General features: G+C 70.3%; 18 protein-coding genes. 8 read left to right on the top strand and 10 right to left on the bottom strand.

Features of this window, described 5'->3' with window-relative positions; translation table 11 throughout:
• The first annotated feature begins 4 nt into the window (after positions 1–4).
• Together AB0C35_RS15100 and AB0C35_RS15095 are read left to right on the top strand one after the other, a co-directional pair.
• The gene (locus tag AB0C35_RS15100) at positions 5–1,264 is read left to right on the top strand and encodes an ATP-binding protein (RefSeq protein WP_358455239.1); all 1,260 of its coding nucleotides are present in this window, start codon (positions 5–7) and stop codon (positions 1,262–1,264) included.
• Between the two features lie 96 nt (positions 1,265–1,360).
• A complete protein-coding gene (locus tag AB0C35_RS15095) occupies positions 1,361–1,858 on the top strand; it encodes an RloB family protein (protein WP_358455236.1) in 498 nt (165 codons plus the stop codon).
• Positions 1,859–1,939: 81 nt separating this feature from the next.
• On the opposite strand, the gene AB0C35_RS15090 is transcribed toward AB0C35_RS15095, so the two are convergent.
• From AB0C35_RS15090 to AB0C35_RS15060, 7 genes are all read right to left on the bottom strand, one after another.
• On the bottom strand, positions 1,940–3,169 hold the full coding sequence (locus tag AB0C35_RS15090; RefSeq protein ID WP_358455234.1) for an ABC transporter permease: 1,230 nt from the start codon (positions 3,167–3,169) through the stop codon (positions 1,940–1,942).
• The gene (locus AB0C35_RS15085; RefSeq protein ID WP_358455231.1) at positions 3,166–3,843 is read right to left on the bottom strand and encodes an ABC transporter ATP-binding protein; all 678 of its coding nucleotides are present in this window, start codon (positions 3,841–3,843) and stop codon (positions 3,166–3,168) included. The genes AB0C35_RS15090 and AB0C35_RS15085 overlap by 4 nt, the downstream gene beginning before the upstream one ends.
• Positions 3,840–4,925 (bottom strand): peptidoglycan-binding protein, encoded by a 1,086-nt coding sequence (locus AB0C35_RS15080; RefSeq protein WP_358455228.1) that lies wholly within the window; start codon positions 4,923–4,925, stop codon positions 3,840–3,842. The genes AB0C35_RS15085 and AB0C35_RS15080 overlap by 4 nt, the downstream gene beginning before the upstream one ends.
• On the bottom strand, positions 4,922–5,398 hold the full coding sequence (locus AB0C35_RS15075; RefSeq protein WP_358455225.1) for a hypothetical protein: 477 nt from the start codon (positions 5,396–5,398) through the stop codon (positions 4,922–4,924). The genes AB0C35_RS15080 and AB0C35_RS15075 overlap by 4 nt, the downstream gene beginning before the upstream one ends.
• Positions 5,399–5,496: 98 nt before the next feature.
• Positions 5,497–6,450: a hypothetical protein gene (locus AB0C35_RS15070; protein WP_358455223.1), complete on the bottom strand. Its 954-nt coding sequence runs from the start codon at positions 6,448–6,450 to the stop codon at positions 5,497–5,499.
• Complete coding sequence (locus AB0C35_RS15065; RefSeq protein WP_358455220.1) at positions 6,447–7,013, bottom strand: RNA polymerase sigma factor; 567 nt, start codon at positions 7,011–7,013, stop codon at positions 6,447–6,449. The genes AB0C35_RS15070 and AB0C35_RS15065 overlap by 4 nt, the downstream gene beginning before the upstream one ends.
• Positions 7,014–7,099: 86 nt before the next feature.
• Complete coding sequence (locus AB0C35_RS15060; RefSeq protein WP_358455218.1) at positions 7,100–7,543, bottom strand: VOC family protein; 444 nt, start codon at positions 7,541–7,543, stop codon at positions 7,100–7,102.
• Between the two features lie 102 nt (positions 7,544–7,645).
• On the opposite strand from AB0C35_RS15060, the gene AB0C35_RS15055 reads away from it, so the two are divergent.
• Positions 7,646–8,509, top strand: coding sequence for a helix-turn-helix domain-containing protein (locus tag AB0C35_RS15055; RefSeq protein ID WP_358455215.1), 864 nt, complete (start codon positions 7,646–7,648; stop codon positions 8,507–8,509).
• Between the two features lie 194 nt (positions 8,510–8,703).
• Here the strand turns inward: AB0C35_RS15055 and AB0C35_RS15050 are convergent, their stop codons facing one another.
• Positions 8,704–9,936, bottom strand: a complete 1,233-nt coding sequence (locus AB0C35_RS15050; RefSeq protein ID WP_358455213.1) for a hypothetical protein — start codon at positions 9,934–9,936, stop codon at positions 8,704–8,706.
• A 297-nt stretch (positions 9,937–10,233) separates the two neighbouring features.
• Here AB0C35_RS15050 and AB0C35_RS15045 point away from each other — a divergent pair, with 297 nt between their 5' ends.
• Positions 10,234–10,524: a hypothetical protein gene (locus AB0C35_RS15045; protein ID WP_358455211.1), complete on the top strand. Its 291-nt coding sequence runs from the start codon at positions 10,234–10,236 to the stop codon at positions 10,522–10,524.
• Between the two features lie 205 nt (positions 10,525–10,729).
• Here AB0C35_RS15045 and AB0C35_RS15040 read toward each other — a convergent pair whose 3' ends face one another.
• Positions 10,730–12,010: a glycosyltransferase 87 family protein gene (locus AB0C35_RS15040; RefSeq protein ID WP_358455210.1), complete on the bottom strand. Its 1,281-nt coding sequence runs from the start codon at positions 12,008–12,010 to the stop codon at positions 10,730–10,732.
• A 134-nt stretch (positions 12,011–12,144) separates the two neighbouring features.
• Here AB0C35_RS15040 and AB0C35_RS15035 point away from each other — a divergent pair, with 134 nt between their 5' ends.
• From AB0C35_RS15035 to AB0C35_RS15020, 4 genes are read left to right on the top strand one after another with little or no spacing between them, the layout of a single operon-like run.
• Positions 12,145–13,290 carry a sensor histidine kinase gene (locus tag AB0C35_RS15035; RefSeq protein WP_358455207.1) on the top strand — a complete coding sequence of 382 codons (1,146 nt, stop codon included), beginning with the start codon at positions 12,145–12,147 and terminating at the stop codon, positions 13,288–13,290.
• Positions 13,287–13,964: a response regulator transcription factor gene (locus tag AB0C35_RS15030; protein WP_358455204.1), complete on the top strand. Its 678-nt coding sequence runs from the start codon at positions 13,287–13,289 to the stop codon at positions 13,962–13,964. Before AB0C35_RS15035 ends, AB0C35_RS15030 begins: the two co-directional genes overlap by 4 nt.
• Positions 13,965–14,002: 38 nt before the next feature.
• Positions 14,003–14,386, top strand: coding sequence for a BlaI/MecI/CopY family transcriptional regulator (locus AB0C35_RS15025; protein ID WP_358455202.1), 384 nt, complete (start codon positions 14,003–14,005; stop codon positions 14,384–14,386).
• Entirely contained in the window at positions 14,383–15,291 is a 909-nt protein-coding gene (locus tag AB0C35_RS15020) for a M56 family metallopeptidase (protein ID WP_358455199.1), read from the top strand. The genes AB0C35_RS15025 and AB0C35_RS15020 overlap by 4 nt, the downstream gene beginning before the upstream one ends.
• On the opposite strand, the gene AB0C35_RS15015 is transcribed toward AB0C35_RS15020, so the two are convergent.
• Positions 15,288–15,755 (bottom strand): TIGR03618 family F420-dependent PPOX class oxidoreductase, encoded by a 468-nt coding sequence (locus AB0C35_RS15015; protein ID WP_358455196.1) that lies wholly within the window; start codon positions 15,753–15,755, stop codon positions 15,288–15,290. The genes AB0C35_RS15020 and AB0C35_RS15015 overlap by 4 nt on opposite strands.
• Position 15,756 lies beyond the last annotated feature (1 nt).

The following is a 15,756-nucleotide window of genomic DNA, read 5'->3' as shown; positions in this document are numbered from 1 at the left end:
GCCGATGCTGCTGAGTTTCCGTGCGGCGAATCACCGCTCGTTGCGTTCTGAGCAACAGTTGCTGCTCACGCCCGTCTACGCGTCCGACCAGCCTGACGACGCCCCGTGGGAGGCGTTGACGGTCACGGGAATCTTCGGTGCGAACGCCTCGGGCAAGTCCAACGTGCTCGACGCGTTCCAGTACATGGCCAACCTGGTGCGCTGGTCCTTCAGGGAGAACGAACCGGGCGGCGGGATCGAGCGCCATCCATTTGCGTTGGACGAAGGAATGCTCGCGGAACCGTCCACCTTCGTGGTAGATGTGGAAATCGATGGGGTGCGCCACACCTATGGGTTCGCCCTCGACGACGTACGAATCATCGAAGAGTGGATGTACAGCTATCCGCTCAAGAAGAGACGAACCGTCTTCCATCGACGCGGCGACGTCTACGAGTATGGCGAGCATTCACCCAAGGGGCTACGGCAGGCTGAACAGCTTACCGAACCTAATGTCCTCTTCCTCTCTGTGGCCGCGCGATCCAAACAGCAAATTCTCCGTCCGATTTATGAGTGGTTCCAAAGGATTGCATGGCGAACGTCGAGCAGAGAGTACGGTCCGCTGACCTCGGGGCCCGTCGTTCAGGCCACCGAACGCATAACTGATCTGCTGCGTGCAGCGGACACGGGAATCGTCGACGCCGTGATGCTCGACGAAAGCGATGATGAATACGCGGCTCGCATAAACGCGACATGGGCCGGTGAGGGAAAGCCGCCGCCGCGCCGGAAGCGCCTGCACTTTCAGCATCAAGGCGCGGACGGCGAGGCGACCTTGAGCTTGTCGGAGCAGTCGACGGGAACCAAGTTCCTGTACCGGCTGGGCCGCTCGGCATTCAGGGCCCTGGATCTGGGGACCCCGTTCGTGGTCGACGAGCTGGATTCAAGCCTGCATCCGTTTCTGGCGGCACAGGTGATCAAGTTGTTCCGTGACCCGCAGATCAACACTCGGGGAGCGCAACTGATCTTCACCAGCCATGACGCAACGCTTCTCGGGCGCATACGGGGCGAGGACGTCCTGCTGCGTGACCACATCTGGTTCACGGAGAAGGACGAGTGCGGAGCGACCGAACTCTTCCCCGTATCCGAGTTCAAGCCACGAAGTGAGGAGAACCGCGAGCGCCGGTACCTCGCGGGCCGCTACGGGGCAGTGCCTCAGATCAATGACGAGCTGTTCGCTGCGGCCCTGGCCGCAAGGGAGGACTCCGGCGATGTCTCCGAGGAGTCGTAAGCCGGCCGGGCGTCCTGCTCGAGCGTTCAGCACACAAACCGACCTGCGCCGCCGGCCTGGCGGGACACGGGCAGAGCGGCGGAGCCTGCTCATCCTGTGCGAGGCAAGACCGAGAAGCAATACTTCGCCGGTATGCGGACACGCCTGGGGCCACAGCTCTCCATCGATGCGCCCGGCTGCGATCATGTCGCCCTGGTGTGGGAGGCCAGGCGCCGCAGTGGGGACGAGTACGACGAGATCTGGTGTGTCCTCGACACCGAGTTGGACGACGGGCTCGTCAACGAGGTGATCAAGGAAGCGCAGGGCTCCGACATCAGCCTGGCGTTCTCGTCTCCGTCCTTTGAACTGTGGCTGATCTTGCACTCTAAAGATCACACCGGTCCCTTCCAGTCGGCGAGGGAGGCGGAGAAGATGTTGAAGGCACTGCGTCCCGGGTGGTCGAAGGCGGCAACGAGATTCGAGGATTTCGAGGGTGGCGTCGGGGACGCATGTGAAAGGGCACGCAGGTTGCATGACGGCGACGGATTGCCGCCCAACCCTTCGAGCGCCGTATGGCGGCTGGTGGAGAAGATCCGCGAAACCTCCGGAAAGTGACCGCCGTGGACTCCGAGCGTCCGCCGTGCCGTCGCGCCCGCCCGGTCCACCTACCTGGACGGCGCCCAAGATCCGCGGGGGTTACGGGGATGTCAGGGCTGAGGTGGGGGGTAGTCGGGACGCGCGTGCGGCGGGGTAGAGGCCGGCGAGCGCGCCGACGAGGAGGGTGGCGGCCGGTGCGGCGGCGAGGGTCCACTCGGGGATCACGGGCGGCCAGTTCCTGAGCATCGCGTAGCCGGTGGTGACCAGGGAACCGGCGGCCAGGCCCGCGGCGCCGCCGAGCCCCGACAGCAGCAGTGACTCGGCGAGGAACTGCGTGCGGATCTGCCCGCGGGTGGCGCCGAGGGCACGGCGCAGCCCGATCTCGCGGCGCCGCTCCAGCACCGAGATGATCATCGTGTTGGCGATGCCGACCGCGCCGACCAGGAGGGCGACCGCGCCCAGGCCGAGCAGGAGGCCGGTGAAGGCGCCCGCGGTGGCGGCGCGGGCGGCCAGCGCGTCCGAAGGGTTGGAGACTGCGACGTTCTCCGGGGTCTCCGGGTCGATCGTGCGGGGCAGGACCTCGCGGACGGCCGCCACGGATTCCTCGGTGGACCGCTCGTAGAGCGTGGTCGGGTGCCCGTCGAAGCCGAGATGCCGCTGGGCGGCGGGGAAGCCGATCAGTGCCGACCGGTCGATCTCCGGGGCCAGGGGAAGGGGGTGCAGGATGCCGGTCACGGTGAACCACCGGCCGCCGATGAACACCTGGACGCCGGTGCGGTCGATGCCGAGCCGCTGCGCGGCGACCGAGCCGAGGACGACGGCCGGGTACCGGGCGGTCCCCTCGTTGAGCCAGACACCCGCACGCGTCCCGCCGTCCAGCGTGCGCAGCAGGTCGAGGTCGGCCGCCTGCACGAGGATCCCGCCGGTCTCCACCGGGGGGACGCGATCGGTGCGGCGGACGGTGGCGTCGAGTTCGCCGGTCGCGCTCGCCGTGCCGACCGGCCCGATCCTGCGCACCCGGGCCGCGGCGTCGGACGGCAGCCGGGCCGGCTCCCCGGTGATCGAGTCGGCGGGCCGGACCCGCAGCAGGTTCGTGCCCAGCGCGTCCAGCGTGCGCAGCAGCCCCGCCTGGCTGGACGCGGAGATCCCGATCACCGAGACCATCGTGGCGATCCCGAGGGCGATGCCGAGCGCCGACAGCACGGTGCGGGCGCGGCGGGCGCGCAGCCCGGCGAGGCCGACCCGGACGATGTCCCGTGGGCGCAGCCGGGCGGGGCGCAGCGGCCGGGCGGCCCCGGCGGACGCGGCCGTTTCGTGTTTCCGGGTCATCGGGCGTCTCCTCGCAGGTCGGTGAGCACGGCGCCGTCGCGTATGCGGACCCGCCGCGGGCATCTGCCGGCGATCTCGGCGTCATGGGTGACCACGACGACGGTGGTGCCGGCGGTGTGCAGGTCGCGGAGCAGGCCGAGCACCTCGGCGCCGGCGGCCGAGTCGAGGTTGCCGGTCGGCTCGTCGGCCAGCAGGAGCGGCGGGTCGCCCACCACCGCGCGGGCGATGGCCACCCGCTGCCGCTCGCCCCCGGAGAGCTGATCCGGACGGTGGTCGAGCCGGTGGCCGAGACCGACCCGGTGAAGAGCGGCCCTGGCGCGGTCGCGTCGCTCGGCCGGTGGGGGACCGGTGTAGAGGAGCCCGTCGGCCACGTTGTCAAGCGCGGTGGCGCCGGGGTCGAGGTGGAACTGCTGGAAGACGGACCCGATGTGCGCGGCGCGCAGTGCCGACAGCCCGCGGTCGGACAGGCCGCCGGTGTCGTGGCCGGCGATCCGGACCCGGCCCGACGACGGCCGGTCGAGGGTGCCGATCAGGTGCAGCAGCGTCGACTTGCCCGAGCCGGACGGACCGGCGATGGACACCAGCTCGCCTGTCTCGATGGCCAGGTCCACCCCGCGGAGGGCGTGGACGCGCGCGCTGTGGCGTTTGGTGACGCCGGAGACCTCGACGATCATTCGCGCGGCACCCCGACCAGCATCCCCTCGGCCAGCCCCGGGCCGGAGATCTCCACGCGCCCGCCGCCGTAGGCGCCGGTGCGCACGGCGACGAACCGCCGTCCGCCGCCGGGGCCGAGCACCTCCACGCCGAGGCCGCCCTCGCGCAGCGCGAGCAGCGCCTCGACCGGCACGGTCAGGACCCGCTCGCGGCGCTCGCTCTCCAACCTGACGTTCACCGGCGCCTGGTCCAGCCCGCCGGTGTCCTTGTCACCGGTCAGCTCGATCTCGACGTCGATCGTCGGTTCCCCGGCCTGCCCGGTGCCGGTGGGGCCCTGCTGCGCGGGGTCCTTCTCGGCGACCGTGCCGATCTTGGCGATCCGCCCCGGTACGGTGCCGCCGCCCGGTAGTTCGACGGTGACGCGGGTGCCCTTCCGCGCCAGGCGACGGTCGCTCACCTTGAGATCGACGTGGACGAGACGCTGGGTGCCGGTGACCGTGAGGACGTGCGTCCCGGCGCCGACCGTGTCGCCCAGGGCCGCCTTCGCCTCGGCGACCCGTACCGCCGTGGGGAGGAAGACGACCTGCGCGGCGTCCACTTCGCCGGTCTCGTCCAGGCCGGAGTCGTCCTGCCAGTCCCGCACGGCCCGCGCGGTGGCGGCGGAGAAGTGCCGGTCCACGGTCATCCCGTCACCGTGTCCGAGTGCGCGCAGCGCCCGTTCGAGCTGCCGGACGTCGGGTCCGTCGCCGATGCCGGGACGCAGCGTCCGGTAGAGGGGCAGCTTTCCGTACATCAGCGTGAGCGGGCGGCGGTCCACCCGGTAGAGGGCCTCGCCCTGCTCGATCACCTGGCCGGGCGCGGGGATCGAGGTCACCGTCCCCTCTGCGGCGCCCATCACTTTGCGCTCACCGGTGTAGATGAGTGCGCCGCCGACCGTCTCCGTGTCGACCAGGTCGCCACGGGTGATGGGTGCGGAGTCCAGGGCGGGCGGCGGTGCGGCGGCCGGGCCGTCGCCTGCGTCCCCGGCGGAGAGCGCGGTGCCGCCGATCGCCAGGACCGCTGTGGCCGCGGTTCCCGCGACCAGGCTCCGCTTGAACCTCATCGGCTCTGCTCCCGCAGGATGTGGTCGCAGTACTTCGAGGCGGACGCCCACTTCCGCGGGTCCTTCTCGTGAATGTTCGGGGGAGCGTTGTCGGGCATGTCGAAGCCGTGCTTCCGCATGCACGCGGCGAACCGGGCGAACCGGTCACGGACCTCGGGGTCGTCCATGTCGATGGTCCTGCCCTGCGGCCGGTGCCGCCTGCACGCCTGCTCCGCCTTCTCCGGGATCGCCAGGCCGCCCTCCGGCAGATCCTTGGGGTCGTCGGGCATGCCGACGCCCTGTTCGCGCAGGCACCGCGCCCACCGGAGCCGCGCGGTGCCCGGATCGACGGACGGCGACGCGGACGCGCCCGGCGCGGTCGACTTCGCCCCGCCCGCACCGGCGATCCCCTGGTCCCCTGGCGGGGTGCCGCACGCCACCATCGGCAGCAGCAGAGGGACCGCCAGCAGCTTCGAGACGTGCTTGGACTTCATGGCTCTCCTCCGAGAAATCGGCATGCCGGTATCCGCCCCTGGCGTCTCCGGCGCATGGCGGGGCGAAGTGATGGTGCGGGGCGGGACGGGAGCCGGCGTCAGCCGCCGGGGCACTGTCCGGTCAGCAGCGACGACCGTCCGCTGCTCACCCGCTTTCCGCGGAACGGTTTCTCATCGGTGACGAGCACCGCCTTACCGGGCTCGCTGAGCCAGCCGGTCGCGACGTACCAGGAACCGGGCGCCCAGGACCGGCTTCCGCGCCCGGGGACGGCGAACGTACCGACCGTCACGCCGCGCTCCAGCAGCATGGCGCGCACCTGATCGACCGTCTTGTTGATGAGCTGCCGGCACTCAAGCGGCTCCCCGGGATTGTTGAGCGGACCGAAGCCCTTGTAGCGCTCCCCTGGACGGGCCTTGCGCCCAAGGGAGATGGTGGGCATGGACTGCCAGTCCGGGTTGGGGCGGAAGTCCACCGGGATCCGCAGGCCGATCGTGCAGCGGGTGGCTCTGGCGCAGTCCCCGGGCCGCTCGATCGGATGGATGAGCCCGTCGGCCGGGTGCACCTGCTCCGGCGGCGCCAGCCTGTTGGTCCGCGGGTCGTACGGGGTGAAGATCGTCCCTTCCAGCCCGGGGGACACCGGCTGGACCTCCAGCGAGATGTCCAGGCCGAGGTCCCCGAGCTGCCGCTGGTAGCGCTCGGGATCGGCGAAGGCGTCCTTCACCGTGATGATGTAGTAGCCGCCCTCCTTCCTGATGTCCAGAGCCGCGGCGGGCTCCGGGCCGAGGCCGGTCGAGCCCGGCAGGAACCAGCTCGTCAGGACGGCGACCGCCGCCAGCCCGGCGACCAGCGGTACCGTGAGCCGAAGCCGAAGCCGAAGCCGAAGCCGGGCGACGGCCCGGGGCAGGATCGTCGGCGCCGACGTCCAAGGGCTCCTCCGCGCGGTCTCTCGCGGGGTCGCGGTGATCTCGTGCAGCAGCTCGGACGAGCCCGCGCCCATCGGCGGGACGACGTGCGCCGGCTCCAGGTCCTTGATGATCTGTTCGAGGCTCATCCGAGTGCCCCCTCCGCCATCGCCACCGCCCGAGCTCCGTACCGCTCCACGTCCACGCCCTCCCGGGCAAGCGCACGGGCGAACCGCTTGCGCGCCCGGTGTAACCGGGCCCGGACGGCGCCCGCGCGGCAGCCCAGCACCTCGGCGATCTCGCCGGGCGACAACCCTTCCCAGCCGGTCAGCGACAGCAGTTCCCGGTCGTCGTCCGACAGCCGCCCGAAGGCGGCCCGCACCGCGACGGTCTCCGCCGGCCGCGCCGGGGCGGCCTCGGCGAACTCCCCGCGCAGCCGGGTGGCCAGCAGCTCCCGCCGGGCCGCCCCGCGGCGGTGGTTGGCCAGCACGCGCCGGGCCACACCGTAGAGCCACAGCCTGGCGCCGTCGCCGTCCGGCAGGTCGTCCAGCCGGCGCCAGGCCGTCAGGAACGTCTCGCCGATGACGTCGACGGCGTCGTCGGGCGACCGGGCCCGGCGCAGCGCATAACGGGCCACCGCGTCGTAGTGCGCCCGGTAGATCTCCTCGAAGATCTCCTCGCGGCGCCGCTCATCGTTCGAGGAGTGAGCCACACCGTCCCCCTTCGCGACTTTCATTTGAGCAGATGTCCGGATCCGCCCCAGCGTTACGGCGACGGCGCGAGAAATGGCGAGTCGTCTCAGGGGGTGATGGGGTTCTGCCGACCGGCGGGCCAGGTTCCGGGCTCGGCGAGCTCGATGATGTTGCCGAGGTTGTCGGTGATGAACGCGATGCGCTGACCGATTTCCGCGATCGCCATGGGCCCGCCGATCAGCTCCACGCCGAGGTCGCGCAGTCGGGAGACGGCCGCGTCGAGATCGTCGACGGCGATGCAGAAGTGGTGTAGCCGCGCCGGGTCCATGCTCGTCAGGACGTCGCCGGTCGGTGCCTGGCGGTGCGACGCGCCTGCGAGGAGTTCGATCTTGACGTCGCCGCTGACGATGTAGATGAACGTCGTGCCGTGCGAGTCGAACCGCTGGTCAACGGTGAAGCCGAGCTTGCCCGAGTACCACTCGATGGTGGCGTCGAGATCCTCGGGAGTCACGCTGAGTCCGACATGGTCGTGGGAGAAGGAAATGCTCATGCCACCGACATTCGCCGACGGTCGAGCCCGTGACCAGAGACGGGACGACGGTAGGAACAGCGGTACCACCCTCAACAGGTGGTCACGGGTGAGAATCGATACATGACCGCTGACGAGACGGCGCTGGGTGCGACGTTGCGCGCTTGGAGAGACCGCATCTCTCCGGCGGCGGCCGGGCTGCCGACTGGGCGAGCGCGCCGGGCGAAGGGGCTGCGCCGGGAGGAGCTCGCCGAACTCGCCGGGATCTCGGTCGACTACGTCGTGCGGCTGGAGCAGGGGCGCGCCACGACCCCCTCGGCGCAGGTCGCCGCCGCGCTCGCTCGCGCCCTGCGGCTCACCGACGCCGAGCGGGATCATCTCTATCGGCTCGCAGGACTCGTCCCCCCGGCCGGCGGGGAGATCTCCGACCACATCCCGCCCGGTCTCCGCCGCCTCCTCAACCGGCTGGACGACACCGCCGCCGCGGTCTTCGCCGCGGACTGGCACCTGATCTGGTGGAACCGCGGCTGGGCGGGGCTCCTGGGCGACCCGTCCTCGACGCCGCCGCAGCTCCGCAACTTCGCCCGCGACACCTTCTCGACGGATGGCGAAGGTCCACGCCTGTCGCACTGGCCCGTGACCTCGCTCGCCCAGGACACGGTCGAGTCCGCAGTCGTGTCCGACCTGCGCCGCGCCACGGGACGCTTCCCCGGCAGCACCCGCCTGACAGACCTGATCCACGGACTCGCCACGAGCAGCGAACGCTTCGCCGAACTGTGGGCCTCCGGCGCGGTCGGCGCACATCGCGAAGACCACAAGATCGTCGAACATCCCGCCGTCGGGCCGATCGCGGTGGACTGCGACGTCATGACCGACGGCGACGCGGAACGAAAGATCGTCATCCTGACGGCGGCCCCGGACACCGAGGACGAGACCAAGTTCCGGCTGGCCGTCCTGTCAGGCGTCCCCGACGTCGCTCGTGGCTGAGACGAACGACTCGCCTGGATCCACCGATCGGCAGGGCCCGGCGACCGGCGCTGTGCCGGGGTGGGGCTAGTGCGCTGTCCATCAAGCTTCACCGGGTGCGTTCACTTGCGGCGTGTTGCCCTTTCGGGCGCGCTCATAGGGGCAACACGCCGCAAGTGAACGAGTGCCGACCCGGTCCGTTCGTGGACACCGCACTAGGCGGTGGCGAGCATCGCGTAGGCGTCCCGCACGGTTGGCCTCTTGGCGTCCTTGGGCGATGTGAGGTTGAGGGACGTGAAGGCGGTGCGGCGGATCATGGCGTCGGCGCGGTGCGTGGACGGAAGGCCCTCCAACACCCGGATGGCGTGCCGGGCACCGGTGTCGGCGTCGCCGGTTCTGATGAGGCCGCCTGCACGATGCAACTCGATCTGGGCGCGGGCCAGGAAGCTCTTGGCCGGGTAGAGCGCGATGGCGTCGTCCTGAGCCTGCTGGGCACGCTCGATGTCGCCCGAGTGCGTGTGCACGTAACTTGCGACGTGATGAAGCCGTTGCTCGGACCAGCCCCACATCGTGGTCTTGTCTTTTGTCGCCTTGGCGGGCAGGTGCTCGAACACTCGCTTGAGCTCAGTGAGGGCCTGCTCGGCTTCGTCATGGCGACCGAGTTGGGCGTACGCCTGTGCTTTGGCCGAGTACGCGTTGGCGATACCGACGGAGTGCCGACCATGGCTGACCGCAATGGTCTCTTCGGCGGCGTCCAGGGTGGACAGCTCTGAGCGGCCCGTGTACAGGGAGAGCACGGCCTCCTTGCCACGGATGTGCGAGGCGGTGACGTTGTCGCCCGATTCGTCCGCTGCGTGTGCCGCAGTGCGCCACCAGCGCCGAGCGCCGCGGGGATCGCCAAGGTTGGTCAGTTCGTACGCCGTGAGAGCGGCCAGGTACGCCGCCGTGTTAACGAGACGGGCCTTGATTGGGGAGTTCGCGCGGGAGAGGAGCAGATCGAGTTCGGTGATGTCCGAAAGCAGGTCCGGCAGGATCACGGTGGGAGGCAGTTGGTCGATCTCGTTGGCGTAGTCGTGGGCGACCCGCTCCCAGGCGTCGGCGTCGTGCTCGGTGGCTTCGGTGGTGAGGGTGCCGGTGAGGGCGGCGCGGAGGCGTTCGGCGTCGCGGCCGAGCGGGGCGGCGACGGCCGTCGTGGCGAGTAGGCCGAGGAGGGCGCGGCGCTTCACGTCGTCGTCCTCGGGATCGTGGTCGGACTCATATGTAGAGGATGCCTCCTTGACCTCCCCCGTTGAGAAGAGTTCGGAGGGGTCCAATTTGAACGCTTTTGCGTACGCGTGTGCCCAGTCTCGGGGAAAGTTGCGTCCCCTCTCCCAGTCGTAGATCTGGCGGGAGAGGTTGGCCACATTGCCTCGCTTCAGGCCGTCCGCTCGCAGGAGTTGCCTGGCCATCTCGTGTTTACCCCAGCCTCGTGCGTCCCGCTCGGCACGCAGGCGGGCTGCCCATATTGGGGGGTTTTGGGCAGTCATTCGTGTGTGCCCCCTTTTGTGGACCCGGAGACTTTCGAGTCTCCGGGTGTCTCCGGGTCTGTCTCCGCATTCTCATCTTTTCTCGCGCTCTGTGATGTCGATTTACTCACAGTCGCGGGACGAGTTGAGACGCGTTCTGCCTCCGAAGACAAGGCGGCCCCGACCCGGTGCGCGAACACCGTGTGGGTCGGGGCCTGACCAGGAAACGAGGTCCTGGCTATGGACGAGCGTATGGCCACCGAGGTGCGGCTCGCGGCACTTGCCGCGCATCTGGCCGCACGCAAGCTCGACGTCGAGCTCGGGGCTTCCGGGCTCCGGGTGACGAACCCGCAGGTCGAGGGCTGCTGCGCGCAGAACGCCGCCGACACGATCTCGTGTCGGCAACGGGAGGACGACGCCCACAGGTTCTGGTACTACACGTCGTGGGGTGAGCCCATCGCGCCCGCCGACCGGGTCACGGACGCCGCCGTGTTCGTCCTCGGCTATCTGGCCGCGAGGGAGGAGCGGTGACTCCGTGGGCGGTGGCCGACCTGGAGCCCGAGCGGGTCGCGGCCGAACTGGCGCGCCGGTTCCCAGGCTGCTGCGTCTGGCTGGGGGAGTTCACGGGGCGGTGGTGGGCTTTCACGCGTGATCGGACGGGTCGTGACCGGCTGGTCGAAGCGGCTGACCCCGTGACGCTCGGGCGCCTGCTGGAGGAGTTGACCGGACGCGACCGCTACGGCCGGTACTCGCGGGCGTCCCTCCCGAACCGCACGGCCGGACGGGCCGCGCCCTCGGCCCCCAGGGTGCCCCGTCCGGCTGTGCACTCCAGGCCCCCGTCCCGCCGGGCTGTGCGGGCGAGGCGCATCGAACGGCGGCCTCGGGGCGGCTGGCTGCGGCGCATGCTCGGCTCGTTCGTGATCGTGGACGCGTCCTGACGGAGGCGGAAGGTCATGTGTGCCAGGAAGAACAGGCCGGCCAGCAGGTAGCAGTTGGCGATGGGCAGCAGGAGTAGGTGCGGGCTGAAGCGGAGTGGATCGGGGTCGTACGGCGTCCACCACATGGGGGCCGAAGCGAACAGGACGTAGCCGCAGACCGCGATGGTTCGGTTGTTGTTGCGGATTAGCACCGCCAGGGCCGGGACGATCCACACCCAGTGGTGCGCCCATGAGATGGGGGAGACCAGGAGGCCGGTCATGCCGGTCACGGCTATCGCTGCCAGCCAGTCGCCGCGCCTGGCCCATGCGGCCGCCAGGAGGAGCCCGGTGATTCCGATGGCCTGTGGGATGGCCGTGTACCAAGCGCCGACCTCGGCCGTTCCCTTCAAGATGCGGGTGAGGACGCCCAGCGGGGACTGGTTGCTGATGTACGGGACGCCCACGCGGGACGTGTCGTAGAAGGTCTGCAGCCAGTAGAGACGGGACGCGTCCGGTGCGATGGCGTACGCGAGGACGGTGCAGACGGCGAAGGCTCCGGCGGCCGTGAAGGCGTCTTTCGTTCGTCTCGTCACCAGGAGAAGGACGATGAAGATGCCCGGTGTCAGCTTGATTGCGGTTGCTATGCCGATGCCTATTCCTGCGGGACGACCGCGGGCGACCCGGTGCATGTCGGCGAGGACGAGGGCGAGCAGGAACAGGTTGACCTGGCCCTGGAAGAACGTGTGCCACACGGGTGCCAGAAGCAGGCCCCCGGCCACCACGACTTTCAGGGGGACGCTGCGGCCGGTCAGTTTCAAAGTGGTCGCGCAAGCCCATATGAATGCGGCCAGCGAAGCGAGTTGCCACAGCAGGCGGGCGACGGTGATGGGCAGGGCGGCCAGGGGAGTGAACAGCGTGGCCATGAACGGCGTGTTCGTGTACCAGTGGGCGGCGAGCTGCTCGTCGTAAAGGCGCGTGCCGTCCGTCACGGCGTTCCCGCCCAGCCAGTAGATACGGAAGTCCAGTGAATCGTAGGTGAGAGAAGAGACCACGATTCCGAGGACTTCGATTGCCAGGACGAACGTCAGCCAGCGCTTCATGCGGATAACGTTGGCTTCGATCACGCTCGGCGGGCATCGGGCCACCGGACACATTCACAAAGGGCGCTTGTAGCCCACGGGATTAAGCCCGTGGGCCAATGTGCCGGTAAGGAGGCGGCGGTTACGATCGGCGCATGTCCGCCCTGCCGCAGAGCCGAGTGCGCCGCGTCACCTGGACGGCCCTGCTGTGGTTCGCGGTCGTCGTCTACCCGTTCGTCCTCTTCGCGACCGTGATGAAGGGTGCAGGCCACTTCGTCGCTTACGAAGTCCTCGCGTCGGCGGTGCTCACGGTGATGGCCGGGGCTTTCCTCCTGCGGCACCCGCTGCCGGCCCACGGGATACTGCTCTTCGCCTGGATCGCCGCCCTCGTGCAGATGCAGAACGGGGTCGTCGCCGGCCTGCTGGTCCTGATCACCGATCTTGGTGTCGGCTACATCGCGGCGAGCCGTCGCCGCCGCATCTCGGTTCCCGTCGCGGTCGTGACGCTCGCCCTGCAGTCGCTTTCCGTCCTCGCGTTCCTGTCCTCGAACATCTCGGCGACGATCGACACCCTGATCTTGACCTTGGTCCTGGCGATGGCCGTCACCTGGATGGCGGGGAACTCGGTCCGGGTGCGGCGGGCGCATGCCGAGTCGCTGCGCGAGCAGGCGACGGCGCAGGCCGTCAGCGCCGAGCGGCTCCGGATCGCTCGTGAGCTGCACGACATGGTGGCGCACAGCATCGGCATCATCGCGATCCAGGCGGGCGTGGGCGGACGGGTGATCGACACGCAGCCGGCGGAGGCGCGGAACGCGCTGGACGCCATCGAGGCCACCAGCCGCGAAACGCTGTCCGGGTTGAGAAGGATGCTCACCGCGCTCCGCAGGGACGACCCGGGCTCCGCGCCGCTCGGCCCCGCCCCCGGGCTGGACGATCTCGACAGGCTGGCCGAGGCGGCGAAGGACGCCGGGGTGAAGGTCGGCATCAGCAGGCGGGGTGAGCGGAGGCCGCTGCCGCCGGACGTCGACCTGTCCGCGTACCGGATCGTCCAGGAGGCGGTGACGAACGTCGTCCGCCACGCGGGCACCGACGAATGCCGGGTCGCCATCGACTACCGGGACGAGGAGCTGTCCATCGAGATCGACGACGACGGGCGCGGCGGCGTCGTCGGCGCCGGGTACGGCCTCGTCGGCATGCGGGAGCGGGTCGGCCTGCTGCGCGGCGACTTCGCCGCCGGGCCGCGTCCGGGAGGCGGGTTCCGTGTGGCGGCGCGGATTCCCCTGCCGGCGGCGGTCCGATGACGATCCGGATCGTCCTGGCGGACGACCAGCCGCTGATTCGTGCCGGTCTGCGCGTGCTCGTCGCCGACACACCCGACCTGGAGATCGTCGGGGAGGCCGGGACGGGAGCGGAGGCCGTCCGGCTGGTCGAGGACGTCCGCCCGGATGTGGTCGTCATGGACATCCGCATGCCCGACATGGACGGAATCGAAGCCACCCGCCGGATCACGACGGCGCGCGTGCTGATGCTGACGACGTTCGACGATGACGACTACGTGTACGGGTCGCTGCGGGCGGGTGCCAGCGGCTTCCTGGTCAAGGACATGGCGCTGGAGGAGATCCTGTCGGCGATCCGCGTCGTCGCGGGCGGGGACGCGCTGATCGCGCCGAGCGTCACGCGCCGGCTGATCGAGGAGTTCGCCGCCCGCCCGGAACGCCGCCCCGGCCCGGAGCCCGCGAGCGGCCGCCGCCCGTCCGACGGCGTCACCGACAGGGAACGCGAAGTGCTGACCCTGGTCGGACGCGGCATGTCCAACCATGAGATCGCCGGGGAGCTGTTCATCAGCGTGGCGACGGCGAAGGCGCACGTGGCGCGGCTGCTCGCCAAGCTGGACGCGCGCGACCGCGTCCAGCTGGTGATCATGGCCTATGAGATGGGTCTGGTGGCGCCTCCTACGGGCGGTAGTACTACCTGACGTGGTGACCTTCGCCATGGTCGGATAATCTGGCTGGTGTGAAGGGTCTGGGAGAGCTTGAACGCACGGTCATGGAGGTCCTGTGGGCGCGGGAGGACGCCGGTCGCCAGGCGGCGACCGCCCGTGACGTGAGCCGCGCGCTCGCCGGTGACCGCGACCTTGCGCACACCACCGTCATGACGGTGCTGGACAGGCTCGCCAAGAAAGGCTTTCTCGAACGCGAGCGCGACGGCCGCGCATGGCGTTACCACCCGGTGGCGAGCCGCGAGGTGTACGTGACCGAGCTGATGCTGGGCGCACTGAACGAGACGGGCGACCGCGACGCGGCCCTCGCCCACTTCGTCCGGTCGGTGTCGCGGGACGAGATCGACGTGATCCGGGAGACCCTCGCGGGTCTCACGAGCAAGGAACCACCGGCATGACCGGCGCCGCCCTGCTCGCTTTGATCTCCCTGGGGACCGTCGGCGGGGCGCATCTGCTGTCCCGGGCCCGGTGGACGTGGCGGACGCCGCGCACCGGCATCGCCCTCTGGCAGGCCCTCGGCCTGTGCTGGGGCGTCGCCACGATCGGGGCGCTGCTCGGCCTCGCACTGCTGCCCTACGGCAAGGGCGTCCTCGGCGGGCTGCCCGGCCTTTACGACGACCAGGCCGCCGCGCTCAACCCCGTGCAGGTGGCGGCGCTGCTGTCGGCCATCAGCCTCACCGGCGTCCTGCTGGTCATGCTCGTGTACGCGCTGGTCCGGGTCGTGCGGGCCCGGCGGCGGCACCGGGCGCTGCTCGCGCTGGTGTCGCGCCGTGACTCGGCCGTGCCCGGAACCCTCGTCCTGGACCATCCGGGCGCCGCGGCGTACTGCGTGCCGGGCGTCCGATCGTCCAAGGTCGTCGTCAGCGCGGGGACGCTGGCGCTGCTCGACCGCGGCGAGCTGGCCGCGGTGCTCGCGCACGAGCGCGCCCACGCCCGTGAACGCCACGACCTGGTGCTGCTGCCGTTCGCGTCGCTGCGGCAGGTGTTCCCGCAGTTCGGGCTGGTCGCACGGTGCCTGGACGCGGTGGAGCTGCTGATCGAGATGGCCGCCGACGACCGGGCCCGCACGGGCCGGCCGCCCCGCGACCTGGCGACCGCGCTGCTGCGGTTCGCCGCCGCGAGCCCGGCCGCCGCGCCGTCCGGCGCGCTCGGTGTCGCGACGCACGGCAAGATCCCGGTGATGGCGCGGGTGAACCGGCTGCTGGAGCCGGAGCCGCTGCCCCGCACGACCCGTGCCGCCGCCATCGTCGCCGTCCCGATCATCGCCGGCCTCCCGCTGCTGCTCCTTCTTCTGCCGCACTAACCGGCCAGGACGGTCCCGTAGAGGCGGGTGACGTGCAGGCGGATCACGAGCCGCCGGTCCTTCACCATCTGCTCGAGGAACGCCCGCTCGTCCGCCGGGTCGTCGAAGCCCGGGGTCATGGCGAGCAGTTCCCGCCCGGCCGCGTCGCCGGGCTTCTCGGTGACGTCGGACAGTTCGGCGGTGCCTTCGGCCACGGCGAACGACATGTGGTCGGCGCTGGACGCGTGGAGCGCGGCGCGCGGGTCGTCGCGGAGTTGTTTCACCTTCGCGCGTCCGGCCGTCGTGGAGATCCGGACGATGCGTTCAGCGGGATCCCAGGCGTAGAGGACGGTCGAGACGTGCGGGTGGCCGTTCTTCTTGTTCGTGGCCAGGACGGCGAACTGCTGCTCGCCGAGCAGCCGTGCCAGCTCGTCCTCGGTGACGGGCTTGGGGCCGGGTCCCTGTCCGGGGCCGTACTCGGTCATC

Origin of the sequence: Spirillospora sp. NPDC048819 (genome assembly GCF_040650055.1) — a bacterium.
In the GTDB taxonomy this organism is placed as follows: domain Bacteria; phylum Actinomycetota; class Actinomycetes; order Streptosporangiales; family Streptosporangiaceae; genus Spirillospora.
This window is presented reverse-complemented; position numbering and strand designations above follow the sequence as displayed.

Coding starts and splice junctions, on each gene's coding strand:
- AB0C35_RS15055 (WP_358455215.1), top strand. CDS start 7,646: ATGACCGCTGACGAGACGGCGCTGGGTGCGACGTTGCGCGCTTGGAGA.
- AB0C35_RS15090 (WP_358455234.1), bottom strand. CDS start 3,169: ATGACCCGGAAACACGAAACGGCCGCGTCCGCCGGGGCCGCCCGGCCG.
- AB0C35_RS15080 (WP_358455228.1), bottom strand. CDS start 4,925: ATGAGGTTCAAGCGGAGCCTGGTCGCGGGAACCGCGGCCACAGCGGTC.
- AB0C35_RS15035 (WP_358455207.1), top strand. CDS start 12,145: ATGTCCGCCCTGCCGCAGAGCCGAGTGCGCCGCGTCACCTGGACGGCC.
- AB0C35_RS15045 (WP_358455211.1), top strand. CDS start 10,234: ATGGACGAGCGTATGGCCACCGAGGTGCGGCTCGCGGCACTTGCCGCG.
- AB0C35_RS15060 (WP_358455218.1), bottom strand. CDS start 7,543: ATGAGCATTTCCTTCTCCCACGACCATGTCGGACTCAGCGTGACTCCC.
- AB0C35_RS15020 (WP_358455199.1), top strand. CDS start 14,383: ATGACCGGCGCCGCCCTGCTCGCTTTGATCTCCCTGGGGACCGTCGGC.
- AB0C35_RS15070 (WP_358455223.1), bottom strand. CDS start 6,450: ATGAGCCTCGAACAGATCATCAAGGACCTGGAGCCGGCGCACGTCGTC.
- AB0C35_RS15015 (WP_358455196.1), bottom strand. CDS start 15,755: ATGACCGAGTACGGCCCCGGACAGGGACCCGGCCCCAAGCCCGTCACC.
- AB0C35_RS15075 (WP_358455225.1), bottom strand. CDS start 5,398: ATGAAGTCCAAGCACGTCTCGAAGCTGCTGGCGGTCCCTCTGCTGCTG.
- AB0C35_RS15100 (WP_358455239.1), top strand. CDS start 5: ATGCTGCTGAGTTTCCGTGCGGCGAATCACCGCTCGTTGCGTTCTGAG.
- AB0C35_RS15030 (WP_358455204.1), top strand. CDS start 13,287: ATGACGATCCGGATCGTCCTGGCGGACGACCAGCCGCTGATTCGTGCC.
- AB0C35_RS15050 (WP_358455213.1), bottom strand. CDS start 9,936: ATGGCCAGGCAACTCCTGCGAGCGGACGGCCTGAAGCGAGGCAATGTG.
- AB0C35_RS15085 (WP_358455231.1), bottom strand. CDS start 3,843: ATGATCGTCGAGGTCTCCGGCGTCACCAAACGCCACAGCGCGCGCGTC.
- AB0C35_RS15040 (WP_358455210.1), bottom strand. CDS start 12,010: ATGAAGCGCTGGCTGACGTTCGTCCTGGCAATCGAAGTCCTCGGAATC.